This window comes from Cobetia amphilecti, from assembly GCF_032923285.1.
In the GTDB taxonomy this organism is placed as follows: domain Bacteria; phylum Pseudomonadota; class Gammaproteobacteria; order Pseudomonadales; family Halomonadaceae; genus Cobetia; species Cobetia amphilecti.
Genome location: NZ_CP136695.1, coordinates 523,688 through 542,319, shown reverse-complemented (window position 1 = coordinate 542,319; position 18,632 = coordinate 523,688). Strand labels below are relative to the sequence as shown.

General features: G+C 63.1%; 17 protein-coding genes and 2 tRNA genes. 6 read left to right on the top strand and 13 right to left on the bottom strand.

Features of this window, described 5'->3' with window-relative positions; genetic code table 11:
- Positions 1–6: 6 nt before the first annotated feature.
- The 6 genes from pcnB to R1T44_RS02385 all read left to right on the top strand — a co-directional run bounded on the left by pcnB (position 7) and on the right by R1T44_RS02385 (position 5,756).
- The gene (pcnB, locus tag R1T44_RS02410; RefSeq protein WP_043333418.1) at positions 7–1,407 is read left to right on the top strand and encodes a polynucleotide adenylyltransferase PcnB; all 1,401 of its coding nucleotides are present in this window, start codon (positions 7–9) and stop codon (positions 1,405–1,407) included.
- Between the two features lie 46 nt (positions 1,408–1,453).
- Positions 1,454–1,951 (top strand): 2-amino-4-hydroxy-6-hydroxymethyldihydropteridine diphosphokinase, encoded by a 498-nt coding sequence (folK, locus tag R1T44_RS02405; protein ID WP_043333416.1) that lies wholly within the window; start codon positions 1,454–1,456, stop codon positions 1,949–1,951.
- Positions 1,952–2,120: 169 nt separating this feature from the next.
- Positions 2,121–2,912 (top strand): 3-methyl-2-oxobutanoate hydroxymethyltransferase, encoded by a 792-nt coding sequence (panB, locus tag R1T44_RS02400; protein WP_054556449.1) that lies wholly within the window; start codon positions 2,121–2,123, stop codon positions 2,910–2,912.
- A complete protein-coding gene (panC, locus tag R1T44_RS02395) occupies positions 2,912–3,766 on the top strand; it encodes a pantoate--beta-alanine ligase (protein ID WP_317292497.1) in 855 nt (284 codons plus the stop codon). Before panB ends, panC begins: the two co-directional genes overlap by 1 nt.
- Before the next feature lie 122 nt (positions 3,767–3,888).
- The gene (gene panD, locus R1T44_RS02390) at positions 3,889–4,269 is read left to right on the top strand and encodes an aspartate 1-decarboxylase (RefSeq protein ID WP_043333409.1); all 381 of its coding nucleotides are present in this window, start codon (positions 3,889–3,891) and stop codon (positions 4,267–4,269) included.
- A 305-nt stretch (positions 4,270–4,574) separates the two neighbouring features.
- Entirely contained in the window at positions 4,575–5,756 is a 1,182-nt protein-coding gene (locus R1T44_RS02385; RefSeq protein ID WP_284893083.1) for an acetyl-CoA C-acetyltransferase, read from the top strand.
- A gap of 172 nt (positions 5,757–5,928) precedes the next feature.
- Here R1T44_RS02385 and pnp read toward each other — a convergent pair whose 3' ends face one another.
- The 13 genes from pnp to folP all read right to left on the bottom strand — a co-directional run bounded on the left by pnp (position 5,929) and on the right by folP (position 18,565).
- The gene (gene pnp, locus R1T44_RS02380) at positions 5,929–8,070 is read right to left on the bottom strand and encodes a polyribonucleotide nucleotidyltransferase (RefSeq protein ID WP_317292496.1); all 2,142 of its coding nucleotides are present in this window, start codon (positions 8,068–8,070) and stop codon (positions 5,929–5,931) included.
- Between the two features lie 248 nt (positions 8,071–8,318).
- Positions 8,319–8,588, bottom strand: coding sequence for a 30S ribosomal protein S15 (gene rpsO / locus R1T44_RS02375; protein ID WP_024952154.1), 270 nt, complete (start codon positions 8,586–8,588; stop codon positions 8,319–8,321).
- A gap of 98 nt (positions 8,589–8,686) precedes the next feature.
- Positions 8,687–9,616: a tRNA pseudouridine(55) synthase TruB gene (gene truB, locus R1T44_RS02370; RefSeq protein ID WP_054556446.1), complete on the bottom strand. Its 930-nt coding sequence runs from the start codon at positions 9,614–9,616 to the stop codon at positions 8,687–8,689.
- Positions 9,616–10,041 carry a 30S ribosome-binding factor RbfA gene (rbfA, locus tag R1T44_RS02365; RefSeq protein ID WP_043333400.1) on the bottom strand — a complete coding sequence of 142 codons (426 nt, stop codon included), beginning with the start codon at positions 10,039–10,041 and terminating at the stop codon, positions 9,616–9,618. The genes truB and rbfA overlap by 1 nt, the downstream gene beginning before the upstream one ends.
- Before the next feature lie 27 nt (positions 10,042–10,068).
- Entirely contained in the window at positions 10,069–12,513 is a 2,445-nt protein-coding gene (infB, locus tag R1T44_RS02360) for a translation initiation factor IF-2 (RefSeq protein ID WP_043333398.1), read from the bottom strand.
- A 28-nt stretch (positions 12,514–12,541) separates the two neighbouring features.
- On the bottom strand, positions 12,542–14,035 hold the full coding sequence (gene nusA / locus R1T44_RS02355) for a transcription termination factor NusA (protein ID WP_043333395.1): 1,494 nt from the start codon (positions 14,033–14,035) through the stop codon (positions 12,542–12,544).
- 76 nt (positions 14,036–14,111) lie between these two features.
- On the bottom strand, positions 14,112–14,570 hold the full coding sequence (gene rimP, locus R1T44_RS02350; protein WP_043333393.1) for a ribosome maturation factor RimP: 459 nt from the start codon (positions 14,568–14,570) through the stop codon (positions 14,112–14,114).
- 123 nt (positions 14,571–14,693) lie between these two features.
- A tRNA-Met gene (locus tag R1T44_RS02345) sits at positions 14,694–14,770 on the bottom strand.
- 103 nt (positions 14,771–14,873) lie between these two features.
- Positions 14,874–14,960, bottom strand: a tRNA-Leu gene (locus tag R1T44_RS02340).
- A gap of 62 nt (positions 14,961–15,022) precedes the next feature.
- Positions 15,023–15,409, bottom strand: a complete 387-nt coding sequence (gene secG, locus R1T44_RS02335) for a preprotein translocase subunit SecG (RefSeq protein ID WP_043333391.1) — start codon at positions 15,407–15,409, stop codon at positions 15,023–15,025.
- A 5-nt stretch (positions 15,410–15,414) separates the two neighbouring features.
- Positions 15,415–16,161, bottom strand: a complete 747-nt coding sequence (tpiA, locus tag R1T44_RS02330) for a triose-phosphate isomerase (RefSeq protein WP_317292495.1) — start codon at positions 16,159–16,161, stop codon at positions 15,415–15,417.
- A gap of 215 nt (positions 16,162–16,376) precedes the next feature.
- Positions 16,377–17,726, bottom strand: a complete 1,350-nt coding sequence (gene glmM / locus R1T44_RS02325) for a phosphoglucosamine mutase (RefSeq protein WP_043333386.1) — start codon at positions 17,724–17,726, stop codon at positions 16,377–16,379.
- The gene (gene folP, locus R1T44_RS02320) at positions 17,723–18,565 is read right to left on the bottom strand and encodes a dihydropteroate synthase (protein WP_317292908.1); all 843 of its coding nucleotides are present in this window, start codon (positions 18,563–18,565) and stop codon (positions 17,723–17,725) included. Before folP ends, glmM begins: the two co-directional genes overlap by 4 nt.
- Positions 18,566–18,632: the final 67 nt, after the last annotated feature.

Here is an 18,632-nt window from a genome sequence, read left to right as displayed (position 1 = left end):
CGCTGCATGCTCAAAGGATTTACCCGCTTTCTACAACGCCCCGGTGACCGCTTGAAGACGCTTTTCAATGCAACTGACGCGCCCGCGGCCCCATTGCCCAGCCTGCGTGTGATACCGCGGGATGAGCATCCCGTGTCCCGCCGCCAGCTCAGCGAGAATGCGCTGAAGGTACTCTATCGCCTGCAAAGCGGTGGATATCAGGCCTATCTGGTCGGTGGCTGTATCCGTGATGCCCTGCTCGGACAACGCCCCAAGGACTTCGACGTGGCCACCAACGCCACGCCGGAACAGGTCCGCGAGCTGTTCCGCAATGCCCGCATCATCGGCCGTCGTTTCCGTATCGTGCACGTGCGCTTCGGTCGTGAGGTGATCGAGGTCACCACCTTCCGCGGCAAGCCGGCCGATAGCACGCCCAGCCAGCATACCCAGCAGTCGGAAGACGGCATGCTGCTGCGCGACAACGTCTTCGGCTCCATCGAGGAGGACGCGCTGCGCCGCGACTTCACGATCAATGCCCTCTATTACGACGTGTCCGACTTCACGATCCACGACTGGGCCAATGGTGTACGCGATATCGAAGCGCGCATGATTCGCCTGATCGGCGACCCGGAAACACGCTATCGCGAAGATCCGGTGCGCATGCTGCGTGCCGTCCGCTTCGCCGGCAAGCTGGACTTCGACATCGAGGAGGCCACGGCCGAACCGATGTACGAACTGGCCCCGCTGCTGCTGCAGATTCCGCCGGCGCGCATGTTCGAGGAAGTACTCAAGCTGTTCATGTCCGGCTATGCACTGGAAACCTTCCATCTCCTGCGTGAGTTTGGTCTGTTCCAGATGCTGTTCCCCGAGACGGAAGAGAGCTTCGCGCATTATCACTGGTCCATGCCGCTGATCGAGAAGGCGCTGGCCAGCACGGACGACCGCATCCGCGAAGACAAGCCGGTCACGCCGGCCTTCCTGTATGCCGCCCTGCTGTGGCCGGGCGTCAAGGCGCGTACCGACCAGCTGATCGCCAGTGGCATGCCCGATATTCCGGCAGCCCACCAGGCGGCTCAGCAGGCGATCGCTCGCCAGCTCAACCATACCTCGATCCCGAAGCGCTTCAGCATTCCGATGCGCGAGATCTGGGACATGCAGGCCAAGTTGCCGCGTCGCCGTGGCAAACGCGCCTTCCAGACCCGCGAGCATCCGCGCTTCCGCGCCGCCTACGACTTCCTGCTGCTGCGCGAATTCGCCGGCGAAGTGAAGCCGGGGCTGGGCAAGTGGTGGACCGACTTCCAGGAAGTCGATGCTCGCACCCAGGTCACGATGATCGAAGGTGTCTCCGATGAAGGCCCCGCCGGCAGCAAGCCGGTCGGCACCAAGCGTCGCGGCAAGCGTCGGCGCAATGGTCGCGGCCAGGGCTGAGCAGTGGCTCATCTGAGCCACTGCCGTCTCCACGCAGGAACTCCGCATGATTTCGACAGCCTTGATTGGCCTCGGTGCCAATCTTGACGATCCGCGCGCTCAACTGGAGCGCGCGCTTGAGGCTCTCGACCGGCTGCCGCTGACCCGCTGCACGCGACATTCTCGCCTGTATGCCAGCAAGCCGGTCGGCCCGCAGGACCAGCCCGACTTCGTCAATGCCGTCGCCGAGCTATCGACCCGCCTGTCTCCCCTCGCCCTGCTCGATCAACTGCAAGCCCTTGAACAGCAGCATCGCCGCGTGCGGCTGCGTCACTGGGGCCCCCGCACGCTGGATCTGGACCTGCTGCTCTTCAATGACAGCAGGATCTCTACGCCGCGTCTCGTCGTGCCCCATCGCGAAATGCTCAAACGTGGTTTCGTGATGCGTCCGTTGGCTGACCTGCTGGGCCCGCAGCGCCTCAGCGTGCTGGGCGAGGAGAATCTCGAAACACTGGCGTCTCGAGTTGAGGGCGATGACTTGCTCCCCCTCGGACCTCAGGAGTAGAGTTTCGCCATCTTGTTACCGTCGTGCCCACTTTGGCCTGTGCGGTAACACTTTCTGGTAACACCGGCCCGTGTCGCCCGCAGTCCGCCCTCGGCGGCCTTCTCGCGATCGCGGCTGCTCGACGCCACGGGCAGCCGCGTCATACGCGCCGCAACGAGTAAGCGTCCCGATGAAAAACGTCACCCTGAGCACCCTGCGCCGCCTCAAGGCCGATGGTGAGACGTTCAGTTGCCTCACCGCCTACGATGCCACCTTTGCTCATCTTGCCAGCGATGCCGGCATTGAAGTGCTGCTGGTCGGCGACTCTCTCGGCATGGTCCTGCAGGGCCATACCAGCACCCTGCCCGTCACCATCGATGACATCTGCTACCACACCGCCGCCGTGGCACGTGGCAAGCAAGGTAGCCTGCTGATGGCCGACCTGCCCTTCATGAGCAATGCCAGCACCGACATCCTGCTCGACCATGCGGCGCGTCTGATGCGTGCCGGCGCCGAGATGGTCAAGGTCGAAGGCGAAGCCTGGCTGGCCGATGCCGTCACCGCGCTCGTCCAGCGTGGCGTGCCGGTCTGCGTGCACATGGGCCTGACGCCACAGCACGTGCATGCCTTCGGCGGCTACAAGGTGCAGGGTCGCGACGAGGCACGCGCCGAACAGATCATCGCCGATGCGCGCACGCTGGAAGCCGCAGGCGCCGCGATCATCCTGCTCGAATGCGTGCCGTCCGAGCTGGCCGCGCGCATTCGTGATGCCGTCGAGGTACCGGTGATCGGCATCGGCGCCGGCGTGGATGTCGATGGCCAGATTCTGGTCATGCACGACATGCTCGACCTGACGCCCGGCCGCAAGCCGCGCTTCGTCAAGAATTTCATGAGCGATGCCGGCAGCGTGCAGGAAGCCTTCGCCGCCTACCACCAGGCGGTCAAGACGCGCAGCTTCCCGGCGCCGGAGCACGGCTTCTGATGAAAACCGTCTCCCAGATCAACGTCCTGCGCGAGCAACTCGCCCAGGCGCGCCGCGATGGCCTGCGTATCGCGCTGGTGCCGACCATGGGCAACCTGCATGCCGGCCACCTGTCGCTGGTCCGTGAAGCGCGCCGCCACGCCGACATGGTCGTCGCGAGCATCTTCGTCAACCCGCTGCAGTTCGGCCCCGGCGAAGACCTCGACAGCTATCCGCGCACCCTCGAGGCCGACCAGAATGCGCTGGCCACCGAAGGATGTGACCTGTTGTTCGCCCCCTCGACGGCGGAACTCTACCCCACGGGCCGCGACGGACTGTGCAACGTGCAGGTGCCGGGCGTTTCCGAAGGCCTGTGCGGCGGCAACCGTCCGGGTCACTTCGATGGCGTCGCCACCGTCGTCAGCATCCTGTTCAATCTGGTGCGCCCTGAAGTCGCCTGTTTCGGCGAGAAGGACTTCCAGCAGCTGGCCGTGATCCGCAAGCTCAACCGCGACCTGCACTTCGGCATCGAGATCATCGGTGTGCCCATCGTGCGTGCCGAGGATGGGCTGGCGCTGTCATCACGCAACGGCTACCTGAGTGCGCAGGAGCGCGCCATCGCGCCGCGTCTCAAGCAGTGCCTCGACGCCCTGAAGGCTCGCCTTGAGCAGGGCGTGACGCGTGATGTGGCGCTGCGCGAGGCACTGGCCGCCATCAGCGAGAGCGGCTTCAAGCCGGACTACCTCGAGCTGCGCCGCGCGGCTGACCTGGGGCCGGTCGAGGATGACACGCGCGAGGCGGTGATTCTGGTCGCCGCACACCTGGGCCGTACGCGCCTGCTCGATAACCTGAAGGTCGCCTTGCCGGTGGCCTGATGCCTGATTAGACTGCGCCGCCTTGCACCCTGGCGTGGCACTGTCCGCCACGTCATGCGCGCCATGGCCCTGGTCCCAGGGCCTTGATCTGCGCCCGGCGGCGCTCAACCGGAGACATCCTGATGCAAGCCATCATGCTCAAGGCCAAGCTGCACATGGCCCGCGTGACTCACGCCGTCCTCAACTACGAGGGCTCCTGCGCCATCGATGGCGACCTGCTCGACATGGCAGGCATTCGTGAGTACGAACAGATCCAGATCTACAACGTGGACAACGGCAAGCGCTTCACCACCTATGCCATTCGCGGCGAAGAAGGCTCGAAGATCATCTCGGTGAACGGCGCCGCAGCCCACCAGGCCGATGTCGGCGACCGCGTGATCATCTGCGCCTTCGCCCACTACGCCGAGAGCGAACTGGACGCGCACAAGCCCTCCATGGTCTATCTGATGGAAGGCAACGAGGTAAGCCATACGGCCAACGCCATCCCGGTCCAGATGGCCTGAGAACCCCTTGCTGCCTGCCGCTCCACGCCCTGAGGGCTGATGCTTTCAGGCCTCGAGCCTGCCGCGAGCGCTCCAACACGACGCCAGCCCTGCCTGCCAGAGCGCTGGCGTCGTGCCGTCTGGAGAGGCGATACGTATGGCTAAAGGCTGACACTGGAGATGCCCTTTGGCGATTGCCGCACCGCACAAAACTGCCTTATGCTGGAATCTCACCTCAGCAGGACTGCGCCTCGCCCGCTTGATGGCATGGCCATAGTCGCAGCCAATTGACTCAGACAGTCTCGCAAGAGAACAGGAGCGTTCAGATGCAGGATGTGGTGATCGTAGCAGCCCGTCGTACCGCCGTAGGCGCCTTCGGTGGCAGCCTGGCTGGCATTTCCGCCGCGGATCTCGGCGCACATGTCATCAAGGATATCCTCGCCAGCACGGGTGTCAGTGGCGATCAGGTCGATGAAGTGCTTCTGGGCCAGGTACTGACAGCAGGATGCGGTCAGAACCCGGCACGTCAGGCGGTCATCAAGGCAGGCTTGCCGGAAGGCGTGCCCGCCATGACCATCAACAAGGTCTGCGGGTCTGGCCTCAAGGCGCTGCACCTGGCCACCCAGGCCATCCGTTGCGGCGATGCCGAGCTGATTCTGGCCGGCGGTCAGGAAAACATGTCCCTGTCTCCGCACGTGCTGCCCAACTCGCGTGACGGCAAGCGCATGGGCGACTGGAAGGCGATCGACTCCATGGTCCACGACGGTCTGTGGGATGCCTTCAATGACATCCACATGGGCATCACCGCCGAGAATCTGGCCGAGAAATACGAGATCACCCGTGAAGCCCAGGACGCCTTCGCGGCCGCCTCTCAGCAGAAGGCCTGCGCAGCCATCGAAGCTGGCCGCTTCAAGGGCCAGATCGTCCCGGTCGAGATCCCGCAGCGCAAGGGCGACCCGATCGTCTTCGATACCGACGAGAACCCGCGCGCCGGCACCACGGCCGAGAAACTCGCTGGCATGCGCCCGGCCTTCAAGAAGGACGGCACCGTCACCGCCGGCAACGCCTCGGCGCTCAACGACGGCGCTGCCGTGGTCATGCTGTGCTCCGCCGACAAGGCACGCGAGCTGGGCCTGACGCCGCTGGCGACCATCAAGGCCTACTCCAACGCGGGTGTTGATCCCAAGATCATGGGCATCGGCCCGGCGCCGGCGACTCGCCTGTGCCTCAAGAAGGCCGGCTGGAGCCTGGAAGACCTCGACCTGATCGAAGCCAACGAAGCCTTCGCCGCCCAGGCCCTGTCGGTCAACAAGGAGCTGGGCTGGGATGTCGACAAGGTCAACGTCAATGGCGGCGCCATTGCCCTCGGCCACCCGATCGGCGCCTCCGGCTGCCGTGTGCTGGTCTCGCTGGTGCACGAGATGATCGAGCGTGATGCCAAGAAGGGTCTGGCGACCCTGTGCATCGGTGGCGGCCAGGGTGTCGCGCTGGCCATCGAGCGCAGCTGATCGCTCACATATCTGCACCCCCGCCTGAACTCTCGCTGCTCGCGCAATATTGAGCAGGGAGATATGAAAAAAGCCCCCGCCAGTGACCTGGCGGGGGCTTTTTCTTGCCCGGAGGATGCGCCTCTCATGCAGAGCAGGCAAGACCGGGGCGAGGACGCTCCGCGACGATCGGTCAGTCCTGGGCGGCGGCCTCTTCAGCCTGAGCAGCGGCAAAGGCCGCCTTCTCTTCTTCGCTGATCTCTTTCAGCGACAGCTTGACGCGATTGCGGTTGTCGATGTCGAGCACCTTGACCACCACCTCATCGCCTTCGTTGAGGTAGTCACGTACGTCATTGACCCGCTCCTCGACGATCTGCGAGATGTGCAGCAGACCATCGGTGCCCGGCATGAAGGTGATGAAGGCACCGAAGTCGGCGATGCGCGCCACCTTGCCGGCATAGAGCTTGCCGATCTCGGCCTCGGCAATGATGCCCTCGACGTACTTGGCAGCCGCCTGTGCCTGCGCCTTGTGCTCGGCATAGATGCGCACGCTGCCATCGTCGTCGAGATCGACATTGGCCCCGGTCTCTTCACAGATCTTGCGGATGGTGGAGCCGCCCTTGCCGATCACGTCGCGCACCTTGTTGGGTGCGATCTTTAGGGACAGCATCGCCGGGGCATTGTCCGAGACTTCCTGGCGACTGGCGGCCAGCACCTCATTCATCTGCGCGAGGATGGTCAGACGTGCCTCGAGGGCCTGTTCCAGCGCCTGCTCAAGAATCTCCTCGTCGATCCCCTCGATCTTGATGTCCATCTGCAGCGCGGTAACGCCTTCCGCGGTCCCCGCGACCTTGAAATCCATGTCGCCGAGGTGATCCTCATCGCCGAGGATATCGGTCAGTATCGCGACGCCATTGGCGTCCTTGACCAGCCCCATGGCGATACCCGCGACCGGCGCCTTGAGCGGCACACCGGCGTCCATCAGCGCAAGCGAGGCGCCACACACGGATGCCATCGAGCTCGAGCCATTGGATTCGGTGATCTCGGAGACGACACGGATCGCGTAGGGGAAGGCCTGCAGCGACGGCAACATGGATTCGATGCCCCGACGCGCCAGACGCCCATGACCGATCTCACGCCGCTTGGGCGCGCCGATGAAGCCTGTCTCGCCGACGCAGTAGGGCGGGAAGTTGTAGTGCAGCATGAAGCGGTCCTGCTTCTCGCCGGACAGCCCTTCGATCAGCTGTGAATCGCGCGTGGTCCCCAGGGTGGCAGTGGCGATCGCCTGGGTCTCGCCGCGGGTGAACAGCGCCGAGCCATGCGCCTTGGGCAACACGCCGACCGCCATGTCCAGCGGTCGCACGGTGCGGGTATCACGACCATCGATACGCGGCTCGCCGGCGATCACACGCTGACGCACGATACGCTTCTCAAGCGCCGTGAAGGCCGTGGCGACGGCCTCGACACTGAAGCGCGCATCATCCTCGGCACCCAGCAGGTCGATGGCCTGCGCCTTGAGCGCCGACAGACTGTCCTGACGCGCCATCTTGTCACTCAGGCGATAGGCATCACCGATCCGGGTGGCGAAGCTCTGCTCCAGCGCCTCGACCAGCACGCGGTCGAGCTTCTGCGGCACCCACGCCCACTTGGGACGATTGACCTTGGCGGCGAACGTCTCGATCCCCGTGATGGCCTTCTGCATCTCGTGATGGCCATAGAGCACGGCGCCGAGCATCTCGTCTTCCAGCAGCTCCTGGGCCTCGGACTCGACCATCAACACAGCCTTCTCGGTCCCCGCCACCACCATGTCCAGCTCTGAATGCGCCAGTTCGCTGTAGCCGGGATTCAGGAAGTAGCCGCGCTGCTCGCTGAAGCCGACGCGCGCCGCGCCCACGGGGCCAGCGAAGGGCACACCGGAGATGCAAAGCGCTGCAGAGGTGCCGAGCAGTGCCGCGATGTCCGGGTCGACATTGCGCTCCGCCGACATCACCGTACAGACCACCTGCACCTCATTCATGAAGCCTTCGGGAAACAGCGGGCGCATCGGACGGTCGATCAAGCGTGAGGTCAGGGTTTCCTTCTCGGTGGGACGCCCTTCACGCTTGAGGAAGCCGCCGGGGATGCGCCCCGCCGCGTAGGCCTTCTCCTGATAGTGGACCGACAACGGGAAGAAGGACTGGCCGGGTTTCGGCGACGCCTTGGCCACCACGGTGCACAACACCGAGGTATTGCCCATGGTCACCATCACGCTACCGGTCGCCTGACGCGCGATGCGGCCGGTCTCGAGGGTGATGGTGTCATTACCGTACTGGAAGCTGTGCGTTACCGGGTTCACGGCGCATGTCCTTTAATCTGATAGTCATCGATGCCAGGCGCTCATGGTAAAGCGCGCCACAGGCAATGAAAAGCGGGTTGATCCCACGCGACAAGCGGGCTGCAGCGCGGGTCGAGCCTCTGATCTGAAGCCCGGATCACCTCGGTATCAGGCACAAAAAAACCGACACCGCCCGCAGGCAGTGTCGGTTTTCCTGTGCCCACCGGGGGCCCGCCATGCACCGAAATGCATGGCGGCAACATCGCTGATTAGCGACGCAGACCCAGACGCTGGATCAGAGCGGTGTAACGCTCGAAGTCCTTGCGCTTGAGGTAGTCAAGCAGCTTGCGGCGCTGGTTGACCATGCGGATCAGACCACGACGGGAGTGGTGATCCTGCTTGTTGGCCTTGAAGTGACCCTGCAGGCCATCAATGTTGGCGCTCAGCAGAGCAACCTGAACTTCCGGGGAACCGGTGTCGTTCTCGCCACGGCCGAATTCGGTAACGATCTCAGCCTTCTTCTCAGCGGTAAGTGCCATCTGTCTCTCCAGTAAGCAATATGCTTGATAGATTAGAAATGTCGAAGACCACGCATATTTGCAGTCTTCATGCGGCTTGCGGCGAGGCCGCAATCAGCTCACCCAGCCGCCGCCTCGACGGCAGAACTGAGCAGTCGGCGAGGAGCGATGACGCCCTCCGCCGCAATCCGGACCAGCCCGAGCAACTGCTGGTCCTGATACACACGAGCCAGGGAGTCCACTTCCAGCGACCCTGTCGTCGTTTCGGCCTGTTGACCACGCAATATCATCCGCGCCATCTCGGCAGTGATGTCGAGACGCGGGAGATGATCGAGCAGGATGTCGACAGGTAACAGAACGCCTTCACGTGCCTGCTGGTCAGCCAGCGCCTCGAGGCGCTCGAAATCCAGCATGGCATCACCCGTGAACGGGCCCGTCTTGAGACGACGCAGTGCCGTGAGGTGGGCTCCACAGCCCAGCGCCTCGCCGATATCCTCGGCCAGACTGCGTATGTAGGTACCCTTGCTGACCGCCACTTCGATCTCGATGCCATCGGAGTGCCGCGCAAGAAGCGCCATATTGTAGATGGTAACGCGCCGGACTGCACGCTCGATTTCAATCCCCTGGCGCGCCAGCTCGTAGAGCGGACGTCCCTGGTGCTTGAGCGCGGAGTACATCGGCGGTACCTGATCTATCTCGCCACGGAACCTGTCCAGCACCGCGTCCAGCTCGGCCTGCGCAATCTCGGGAATCTCCCGCTCGCGAATCACCGTGCCTTCCGCATCACCGGTATCGGTGACCTGGCCAAACTTGATCCGTGCCCGATAGACCTTGTCTGCCTCGAGAAGATGCGAGGAGAACTTGGTCGCTTCCCCGAAGCAGACCGGCAACAAGCCGGTCGCCATCGGGTCGAGCGTGCCGGTATGACCGGCCTTCTGCGCCTGGTAGAGGCGACGAGCCTTCTGAAGCGCATAGTTGCTGGACATGCCCTTGGGCTTGTCCAGCAACAGAACGCCATCGATCGGCAAGCCGCGACGACGACGCGCCATCAGGCGTCCGGCGTGGTGCCCGGGGCACCATCTTCGCTGTCATCATCACCACGTTCAGCACTGCGCTTGCGATCGTCGGCGACCGCATCGTTGATCAGTGAGGACAGGTGATGGCCACGAACGACGCTTTCATCGTAATGAAAACGCAGTTCCGGCACGTGGCGCAGCTGAATGGTGCGCGCCAGCTGGGAGCGCAGGAAACCTGCCGCGCGCTTGAGCACGGCGAGGTTTTCCTTGATGCGTTCCGGGCTGTCGTCACCCAACAGGGTCACGTAGACATCGGAGTAGGACAGGTCGCGGCTGACCTTGGCGGCGCTGACCGTCAGCATGCCAAGGCGCGGGTCCTTGACCTCGCGCTGAATCAACAGCGCGAGCTCTTGCTGGATCTGGTCCGCCACGCGGTCAGTACGGCTGTATTCACGCATCCGTGATCTCTCCTTGCAGGGGCGCTATCAGAGCGTGCGCTCGACCTGGATCTGGTCGAACACCTCGATCTTGTCGCCAACCTGCACGTCGTTGTAGTTCTTGACGCCGATACCACATTCCATGCCGTTGCGGACTTCGTTGACGTCATCCTTGAAGCGACGCAGGGATTCCAGCTCGCCTTCATAGATGACCACGTTGTCACGCAGCACGCGGATGCGCTTGGAGCGGTACATGTTGCCTTCGACGACCATACAACCGGCGATCGCGCCGATCTTCGGTGCCTTGAAGACATCGCGCACTTCGGCAACACCGACGATCTGCTCGCGGAATTCCGGTGCCAGCATGCCAGTCATGGCCAGCTTGACCTCGTCGATCAGCTGGTAGATGACGCTGTAGTAGCGCAGATCCAGACCTTCACGCTCGACGATCTCACGCGCGGAGGCGTCAGCACGAACGTTGAAGCCGACCAGGATCGCTTCGGAAGCGAGTGCCAGGTTGGCATCGGTACCAGTGATACCACCGACACCGGAAGAGACCACTGCCACCTTGACTTCTTCGGTGGAGAGTTCTTCCAGCGCGCCACGGATGGCTTCCAGAGAACCCTGCACGTCGGCCTTGAGGACGACGTTGACCTTGGCGACTTCGTCCTGACCCATCTGGGAGAACATGTTCTCCAGCTTGGCCTTCTGCTGACGTGCCAGGCGCACTTCGCGGTACTTGCCCTGACGGAAGTTGGCGACTTCACGTGCCTTCTTCTCGTCCGGGACCACGGTGAACTCTTCACCGGCGTCCGGCGTGCCACCCAGGCCCTGGATCTCGACCGGCATGGCCGGACCCACGGAATCGACCTGCTTGCCGAGTTCGTTGATCAGCGCACGCACACGGCCGTAATGCAGGCCGGCGAGGACGATATCGCCCTTCTTCAGCGTACCGTTCTGGACCAGCACGGTCGCGACCGGGCCACGGCCCTTGTCGAGACGGGACTCGACCACGACGCCTTTACCCGGCGCGGACGGCACGGCCTGAAGTTCGAGAACTTCGGAGACCAGCAGGACACCTTCGAGCAGCGCGTCGATGTTCTCGCCGGTCTTGGCGGAAACGTGGACGAACTGGGTATCACCACCCCATTCCTCGGAGATGACACCGTGCTGGGACAGCTCATTCTTGACGCGGTCCGGATCAGCACCCGGCTTGTCGATCTTGTTCACCGCCACGACCATCGGGACACCCGCGGCCTTGGAGTGCTCGACAGCCTCGATGGTCTGCGGCATCACGCCATCATCGGCAGCCACCACCAGGATGACGACGTCGGTCGCCTTGGCACCACGAGCACGCATGGCGGTGAACGCCGCGTGGCCCGGGGTATCCAGGAAGGTGATGTCACCGTTGTCGTGTTCGACGTGGTAGGCACCGATGTGCTGGGTGATACCACCCGCTTCACCTGTGGCGACCTTGGTGCGGCGGATGTAATCCAGCAGCGAGGTCTTGCCGTGGTCGACGTGACCCATGACGGTAACGACCGGCGCGCGGGTGATCTGCTCACCTTCGTAGGAGATGCCTTCGAGAACGGCTGTCTCGAGTGCGTCATCCTTGATCAGCTTGGGCGTGTGGCCCATTTCCTCGACCACGATGGTCGCGGTTTCCTGATCGATCGTCTGGTTGATGGTGACCGCAGCGCCCATGTTGAACATGGTCTTGATCACTTCAGACGCCTTGACGGCCATCTTGTCGGCGAGGTCTGCCACTGAGATGGACTCAGGGATGGAGACTTCACGGACGAAGGTCTGGACCGGCTTCGGCGGCTGACGGTTGGCATCACGGCCACCACGACGACCACCGCGACGCTCGGCGCGCTTGACCTTCTTGGCCCCGCCACGCTTGCGTTCGCTACGGTCTTCACGGGCTTCGCGACGATCACGTGATTCATCACGCGGCGCAGCCTTGGCGCGACGCGGTGCATCACCACGCGGCTCCTTCGGCGGCGCATTGACTTCCGGCGCAGCGTCGGCGGCCGGTGCAGCGGCAGCAGCCGGTGCACTCTGACGCGGACGCTCTTCGCGACGGTTGTCATTGCCACGACGCTCTTCGCGCTGCGGTGCCGCAGCCGGCTTGTCCGCAACGGCAGCTGCCGGTGCAGCAGCAGCCGGCGCTTCTGCAGCCTGCTCTTCGCCCTCTTTGACGTAGGTACGCTTCTTGCGCACCTGCACCTCGATGGACTTGCCGCGACCGCTACCCGTGTTGATGCGAGACTTGGTCTTGCGGGTCAGGGTAATGCGGTTCTTGGGCGCTGCCGGAGCGGCGCCACCACCGTGGCTCTTGGTGAGGTGATCAAGCAGCTTCTGCTTGTCGACCTCAGAGACGGCGTCGTTCTCTGACTTGTGCTTCAGACCCGCTTCATGCATCTGTTCCAGTAGGCGGGCTGACTCGCGGCCCACCTTCTTGGCGAATTCTTTGACTGTCATTTCTGACATGTACGACCCTCCTGAGCCCGTGACCTAGTTACTGTTCGCTTGCGAACCAGGGCGCGCGGGCGGTCATGATCAACGCCGCTGCTCGCTCTTCGTCGACGCCATCGATGTCTTTCAGATCATCGATGGCCTGCTCAGCAAGGTCTTCCATGGTGACGATACCCTTGCTGGCCAGGATGTATGCCAGATGACTCTCCATGCCTTCCATGTTGAGCAGGTCTTCGGCCGGCTGTGCGCCGTCCAGTTGCTCTTCAGTGGCGATGGCGAGATTCAGCAGTTCATCCTTGGCCCGAGCGCGCAGCTCCTCGACCAGATCCTGGTCAAAGCCCTCGACCTCGAGCATTTCCTCGAGCGGGACATAGGCGATTTCCTCGAGTGAGGTGAAGCCCTCGTCCACCAGGACACGGGCTAGATCCTCTTCAATCTCGAGATGAGTGATGAAATATTCGACGAAACTGTCGATTTCCTGCTCGCGCTTGCCCTCGGCTTCCGCCTCGGTCATGACGTTGAGCTGCCAACCGGTCAGCTCACTGGCCAGACGAACGTTCTGACCGCTGCGACCGATGGCCTGAGCCAGGTTGTCCGCAGCGACAGCGACATCCATGGAATGGGTGTCTTCGTCGACCAGAATGGAACCGACATCTGCCGGCGCCATGGCGTTGATGACGAGCTGGGCAGGATTGTCATCCCACAGGATGATATCCACGCGTTCGTTACGCAGTTCATTGGACACGGCCTGCACGCGTGAACCACGCATGCCGACACAGGCACCGATCGGATCGATGCGCTTGTCGTTGCTCTTGACCGCGATCTTGGCGCGCGAGCCCGGATCACGGGCAGCACCCTTGATCTCGATCAGCTGCTCGGCGATTTCCGGGACTTCGATCTTGAACAGCTCGATGATCAGCTCAGGACGCGTACGCGACAGGATCAGCTGAGAACCACGAGCATCCGCGTCGACTTTCCACAGCAGGGCACGAACCCGCTCGTTCAAGCGGTAGCGCTCGCCGTGAATCATCTCACCGCGCGGCAGGAAGCCTTCGGCGTTGTCGCCCAGATCGATGATGAGGCCATCACGTGTCGTCTTCTTGACGATACCCGCGACCAGCTCACCTTCACGCTCGGCGTAAAGGCGCACCACTTCCGCACGCTCGGCCTCGCGCACCTTCTGCACGATGACCTGCTTGGCGGTCTGTGCAGCGATGCGACCGAACGCTTCGGATTCGATCTGCTTCTCGACCACGGCACCCAGCGCCAGCGGCTCTTCGCGCTGTTCGGCGATGCTGGCCTTGATCTCGTAGTCCGGCGTCTCGAACTCGTCGTCTTCGACGACGGTCCAGCGACGGTAGGTCGCGTAATCACCGGTGACACGATCGATCTTGACGCGGATATCCGCCTCTTCCTGATCGAAACGCTTGCGTGACGCCGAAGCCAATGCCGCTTCGACGGCTTCGAAAATCACATCCCGCGGCACGCCTTTCTCGTTGGAGATGGCGTCAACGACCAGCAGAATCTCTTTGCTCATGACTTTGCCTCGCCAGAAACCTGTCCTTGCGCATCGACCCGGGCTCGCAACGCGAGCGGTGTGCCGACAACGTCAGTTATTTGAACTGCGGCACAATGCGTGCCTGGTCGATGCTTTCAATGGGAAAGCAGTATTCTTCTTCATCGACCCGGATCACGACATCACCGTCTTCGGTGCCAGTCACCAGCCCCTGGAACTTGCGCTGACCATCGAAGGCCTGGCGAAGTCGCAGTGCCACCACGTGACCGATGTAGCGCTCGTACTGGTCAAGCGTGAACAACGGACGATCCATGCCTGGAGACGAGACTTCAAGCTGGAACTGACCGGTAATGGGGTCTTCGACATCCAGTACGGCACCCACCTGACGACTGACGTTTGCGCAGTTGTCCACGGTAATGCCATCGGGATGGTCGATATAGATCACCAGACGGGACTGCTTGCCTTGGGAGAGATAGTCGATACCCCAGAGCTCGAAGCCCAGAGCAGAGACGACTGGATCGATAAGCGCGTTAAGCGCAGCGTCCTTGGTTGACACAGACGAGGCTCCTACAGCAGTTGCATCAGGCACCTGACCGGGAGTAGAGAAGAGAGCTAGGTGGCTGATTGGCACTGGTGCTAACAAAAAGCCCCTTCATAGGAAGGGGCCTTTCAAGAAACTTGGTAGCGGGGACCGGATTTGAACCGATGACCTTCGGGTTATGAGCCCGACGAGCTACCAGACTGCTCCACCCCGCAACAATAGTCGGACGATGGTAATGTCACCGAAAAAGGAGGTCAAGGAATGACGTCTTTCCAAGGTGGCAGAGTTGCGTCCAGACTGCCAATCGATCTAACAAGATGGTGCCGAAGGGGGGACTTGAACCCCCACGACCATAAGGTCACTACCCCCTCAAGATAGCGTGTCTACCAATTCCACCACTTCGGCACGGGGGCGGGTATCGCCTGAGACGTTACCCGGAAGAATTCAAAGTTAACGCCTTGAATTCCTTAGAGTGCTGGTTGGTCTGCGTTGCCGCTTTCCTCAAGCACTGGCGACGTATTCTCCACACTTTCCTCGGAGTCGTCAAGTGATGGCAGTGAATTTTTCTGCTGCTCGATCACGCTGGCATTCGGAATGCCCGCTTCGACTGACGGCTGGTTGGCGTTGGACGCGAACCAGGCCAGTGTCAGAGAGGTCGCGAAGAAGCCCGCGGCCAGAACACCCGTGAAGCGCGCGAGGAAGTTGCCGCTACCGCTGGACCCGAAAACGGTCTGGGAAGCACCACCGCCACCAAAGGCAGCGCCAGCTTCGGCACCCTTGCCCTGCTGGAGAAGGACGAGCACGATCAGCGCGACCGCGAGTACCACATGGACCATCAGAACGGCTACTTGCATGAGATTCAACCTGCAGACTGGCAAATGGCTAGGAATTCGTCGATCTGGAGCGAGGCACCGCCCACGAGACCGCCGTCGATATCCGGCTGCGCAAGCAGCTCGGCGGCATTGGCAGCTTTCATGCTGCCGCCGTACAACAATTGCATTGCCTCGGCGAGCGAGGCAGACCACTCGGCCAAGCGCGCGCGAATGGCCGCATGGACCTCCTGCGTCTGCTGGGGCGAGGCGGTGCGCCCGGTACCGATGGACCAGACGGGCTCATAGGCGACGACCAGACGTGTGCGCGCATCAGCGGAGAGCGCGGAGAACACCGCCTCCAGCTGTCCCAGCACGACACGCTCCGTGTCACCGGCTTCACGCTCCTCGAGCGTCTCACCGACGCACAGCACCGGCGTGAGGCCAGCGGCAAGCGCCGCCTCGACACGCGCCAGTACCGCCGCATCGTCTTCAGCATACAGGCTTCGACGCTCCGAGTGACCGACCAGCACCATCGCGGCACCGACATCCTTGAGCATCTGACCCGCCACTTCGCCGGTAAAGGCACCCTCGCTCGCCGGGTTCAGCGTCTGCCCCGCCAGCGCCACGCTCACAGGCATGCTCGCGCGAGCGGCGCTCAGATAAGGGAAAGGCACTGCCAGCGCCACCTGAATGCCCTGCGGCAGCTCAGCCGCCTGCAGGCCCCGGGCAAACTCATCGACCAGGGCAAGATCACCATTCATCTTCCAGTTTCCGGCAATCAGCGGTGTACGCATGTGCTTCTCCCTTGTGAGCAGTGCGAGGATGGTAATGGAGCCGCCCTTGACTGACAACCTTCGCGACCCCTGTCAAGCCCCGTGATCCGGCACGATCAGGCTCGGGGCAACTGCCAGAAACGACAACAGGCGCACTCGGCGCCTGTTGTCGTGCTGTGCAACCCGACCGCTCAGCGACGTGAACCGTCGCCCCGGTGAGCTGCCTTGTCAGCGCATCACGCCGACATGCTGGATTCGACCGTCGCGGCGATCTGACCCGCCAGCGCATCGACATCGAAGTGCGGACGCCCTTCGACCATGACGCGAATCAGCGGTTCCGTGCCGCTGGGGCGCAGCAGCACGCGCCCTTCGTTGCCCAGCGTCTGTTCCACTTCGACCACTGCGGCCTGCACGGCGTCCGCCGCCATCAGCGCCTTGTTGTCGCAACCCGGCGCCAGACGCACATTGATCAGCGCCTGCGGGGCCTTTTCGAAGCCGACCAGCAATTCACTGAGCGAGCACTCTTCACGCGCCATGATCGCCAGCACCTGCAGCGCCGAGACGATGCCATCTCCAGTGCTCTGGATATGGCTGCAGACGATGTGGCCGGAGGATTCGCCACCCAGCTGCCAGCCATTGGCTTCCAGACGCTCGATGACGTAGCGGTCACCGACCTTGGCACGCTCGAAGGGAATTCCCAGGCCTTCCAGCGCAGCCGCCAGGCCGAAGTTGGACATCAGGGTGCCGACGACACCGCCGCCCAGCACGCCGCGCTCGTGACGGTCACGCGCGATCATGTAGAGGATGTCGTCGCCATCGATGACACGGCCATCGGCATCCACCAGGATCAGGCGGTCACCATCCCCATCGAAGGCCACGCCCAGATCGGCGCCCTGCTCGATGACGGCCGCGCGCAGCGCCTGCGGGTGCGTGGAGCCGACGCCCTGATTGATGTTGAGGCCATCCGGCTCACCGCCGATGACGCTGACCTTGGCACCCAGCTCGCGGAAGACGTTCGGCGCGATGTGATAGGTCGCGCCATGCGCGCAATCCAGCACCACCTTCATGCCATGCAGGCCCAGACGCCCCGGCAGCGTGGACTTGCAGAATTCGATATAGCGGCCGGCCGCATCCTGGATGCGTGACGCCTTGCCCAGACTGTCCGGGCCGACGATCACGATGTCGCGGTCCAGCTCGGCTTCGATCTCGGCTTCCAGCGCATCATCCAGCTTGGTGCCGGCAGCGGAGAAGAACTTGATGCCGTTGTCCGGATAGGCGTTGTGGGAGGCCGAGATGACGATGCCGGCATCGGCGCGGAAGGTGCGCGTCAGATAGGCGATCCCCGGCGTCGGCATCGGGCCGAGCAGGGACACATCGACGCCCGCTGCCGAGAGGCCGGACTCGAGCGCGGATTCGAACATGTAGCCCGAGATGCGCGTGTCCTTGCCGATCAATACCTTGCCGCGGCCGTGGCGGGCAAATACGCGCCCTGCCGCCCAGCCCAGCTTGAGCATGAAGTCTGGCGTGATGGGGAATTCCCCGACCGTGCCGCGTATACCATCCGTACCAAAATAACGTCGACTCATCGTATCGTGCCTTCCTGTAGCACGGCCCATGCCATGTCGACAGCGTCGACAGTCGGGGCCACGTCGTGAACGCGAAACAGCCTGGCCCCGTCACGAACGGCCAATGCCGTCAGTGCCAGGTTACCAGCCAAGCGATCCTCTACCGCGCGCCCGAGGGCATTGCCGATCATGCTCTTGCGTGACGTGCCGATCAGCAGCGGGAGGTTGAATTCATGCAACTGCGCCATGCGGTGATAGAGGCGCAGATTGTCTTGCAGCGACTTGCCGAAGCCGAAGCCGGGGTCCAGCAGCAGTCGCTCACGCGCGATGCCCGCCGCCTCACAGGCCGCGATACGCGCCGCCAGGAACGTCCGGACTTCCTGCTCGATGGACTGAGCATAATGCGTATCCTGCTGCATGGTGTCCGGCTCGCCGCGCATGTGCATCAGACAGACGGGCAGCCCGCTGTCAGCGGCAGCCTCGAGCGCGCCGTCTCGATTCAGCGCACGCACGTCATTGATCATGCCGGCCCCCAGCCGTGCGGTTTCGCGCATGACTTGCGGGTTGCTGGTATCGATGCTCACCAGGGCGCCCAGCTCGCTCACCAGCCGCTCCACCACCGGGCAGACCCGCTCAAGCTCTTCCTCGGTGCTGACCGGCGTCGCCCCGGGTCGCGTCGACTCACCGCCGACATCGATCAGCGCGGCACCATCGGCCAGCATCTGCTCGGCATTGCGCAGTGCGGCGTCCAGGGTCGCGCTGCGGCCGCCATCCGAGAAGGAGTCCGGCGTCACGTTGAGAACCCCCATCACCCGCGGACGCGAAAGATCGAGAAGGCGTCCAGCGCACTCCAATGACATCAGATGGCCCACTCGAGGCTCGAGAGGCGCACTCAAGGCAGAATTCGTCATGGCATTCCATGCAGGC

Bases quoted from the DNA above. Each gene is read 5' to 3' on its own strand.
- pcnB (WP_043333418.1), top strand. From the start codon at position 7: ATGCTCAAAGGATTTACCCGCTTTCTACAACGCCCCGGTGACCGCTTG.
- folK (WP_043333416.1), top strand. From the start codon at position 1,454: ATGATTTCGACAGCCTTGATTGGCCTCGGTGCCAATCTTGACGATCCG.
- panB (WP_054556449.1), top strand. From the start codon at position 2,121: ATGAAAAACGTCACCCTGAGCACCCTGCGCCGCCTCAAGGCCGATGGT.
- panC (WP_317292497.1), top strand. From the start codon at position 2,912: ATGAAAACCGTCTCCCAGATCAACGTCCTGCGCGAGCAACTCGCCCAG.
- panD (WP_043333409.1), top strand. From the start codon at position 3,889: ATGCAAGCCATCATGCTCAAGGCCAAGCTGCACATGGCCCGCGTGACT.
- R1T44_RS02385 (WP_284893083.1), top strand. From the start codon at position 4,575: ATGCAGGATGTGGTGATCGTAGCAGCCCGTCGTACCGCCGTAGGCGCC.
- rpsO (WP_024952154.1), bottom strand. From the start codon at position 8,588: ATGGCACTTACCGCTGAGAAGAAGGCTGAGATCGTTACCGAATTCGGC.
- truB (WP_054556446.1), bottom strand. From the start codon at position 9,616: ATGGCGCGTCGTCGTCGCGGCTTGCCGATCGATGGCGTTCTGTTGCTG.
- rbfA (WP_043333400.1), bottom strand. From the start codon at position 10,041: ATGCGTGAATACAGCCGTACTGACCGCGTGGCGGACCAGATCCAGCAA.
- infB (WP_043333398.1), bottom strand. From the start codon at position 12,513: ATGTCAGAAATGACAGTCAAAGAATTCGCCAAGAAGGTGGGCCGCGAG.
- nusA (WP_043333395.1), bottom strand. From the start codon at position 14,035: ATGAGCAAAGAGATTCTGCTGGTCGTTGACGCCATCTCCAACGAGAAA.
- secG (WP_043333391.1), bottom strand. From the start codon at position 15,409: ATGCAAGTAGCCGTTCTGATGGTCCATGTGGTACTCGCGGTCGCGCTG.
- tpiA (WP_317292495.1), bottom strand. From the start codon at position 16,161: ATGCGTACACCGCTGATTGCCGGAAACTGGAAGATGAATGGTGATCTT.
- glmM (WP_043333386.1), bottom strand. From the start codon at position 17,726: ATGAGTCGACGTTATTTTGGTACGGATGGTATACGCGGCACGGTCGGG.
- folP (WP_317292908.1), bottom strand. From the start codon at position 18,565: ATGTCATTGGAGTGCGCTGGACGCCTTCTCGATCTTTCGCGTCCGCGG.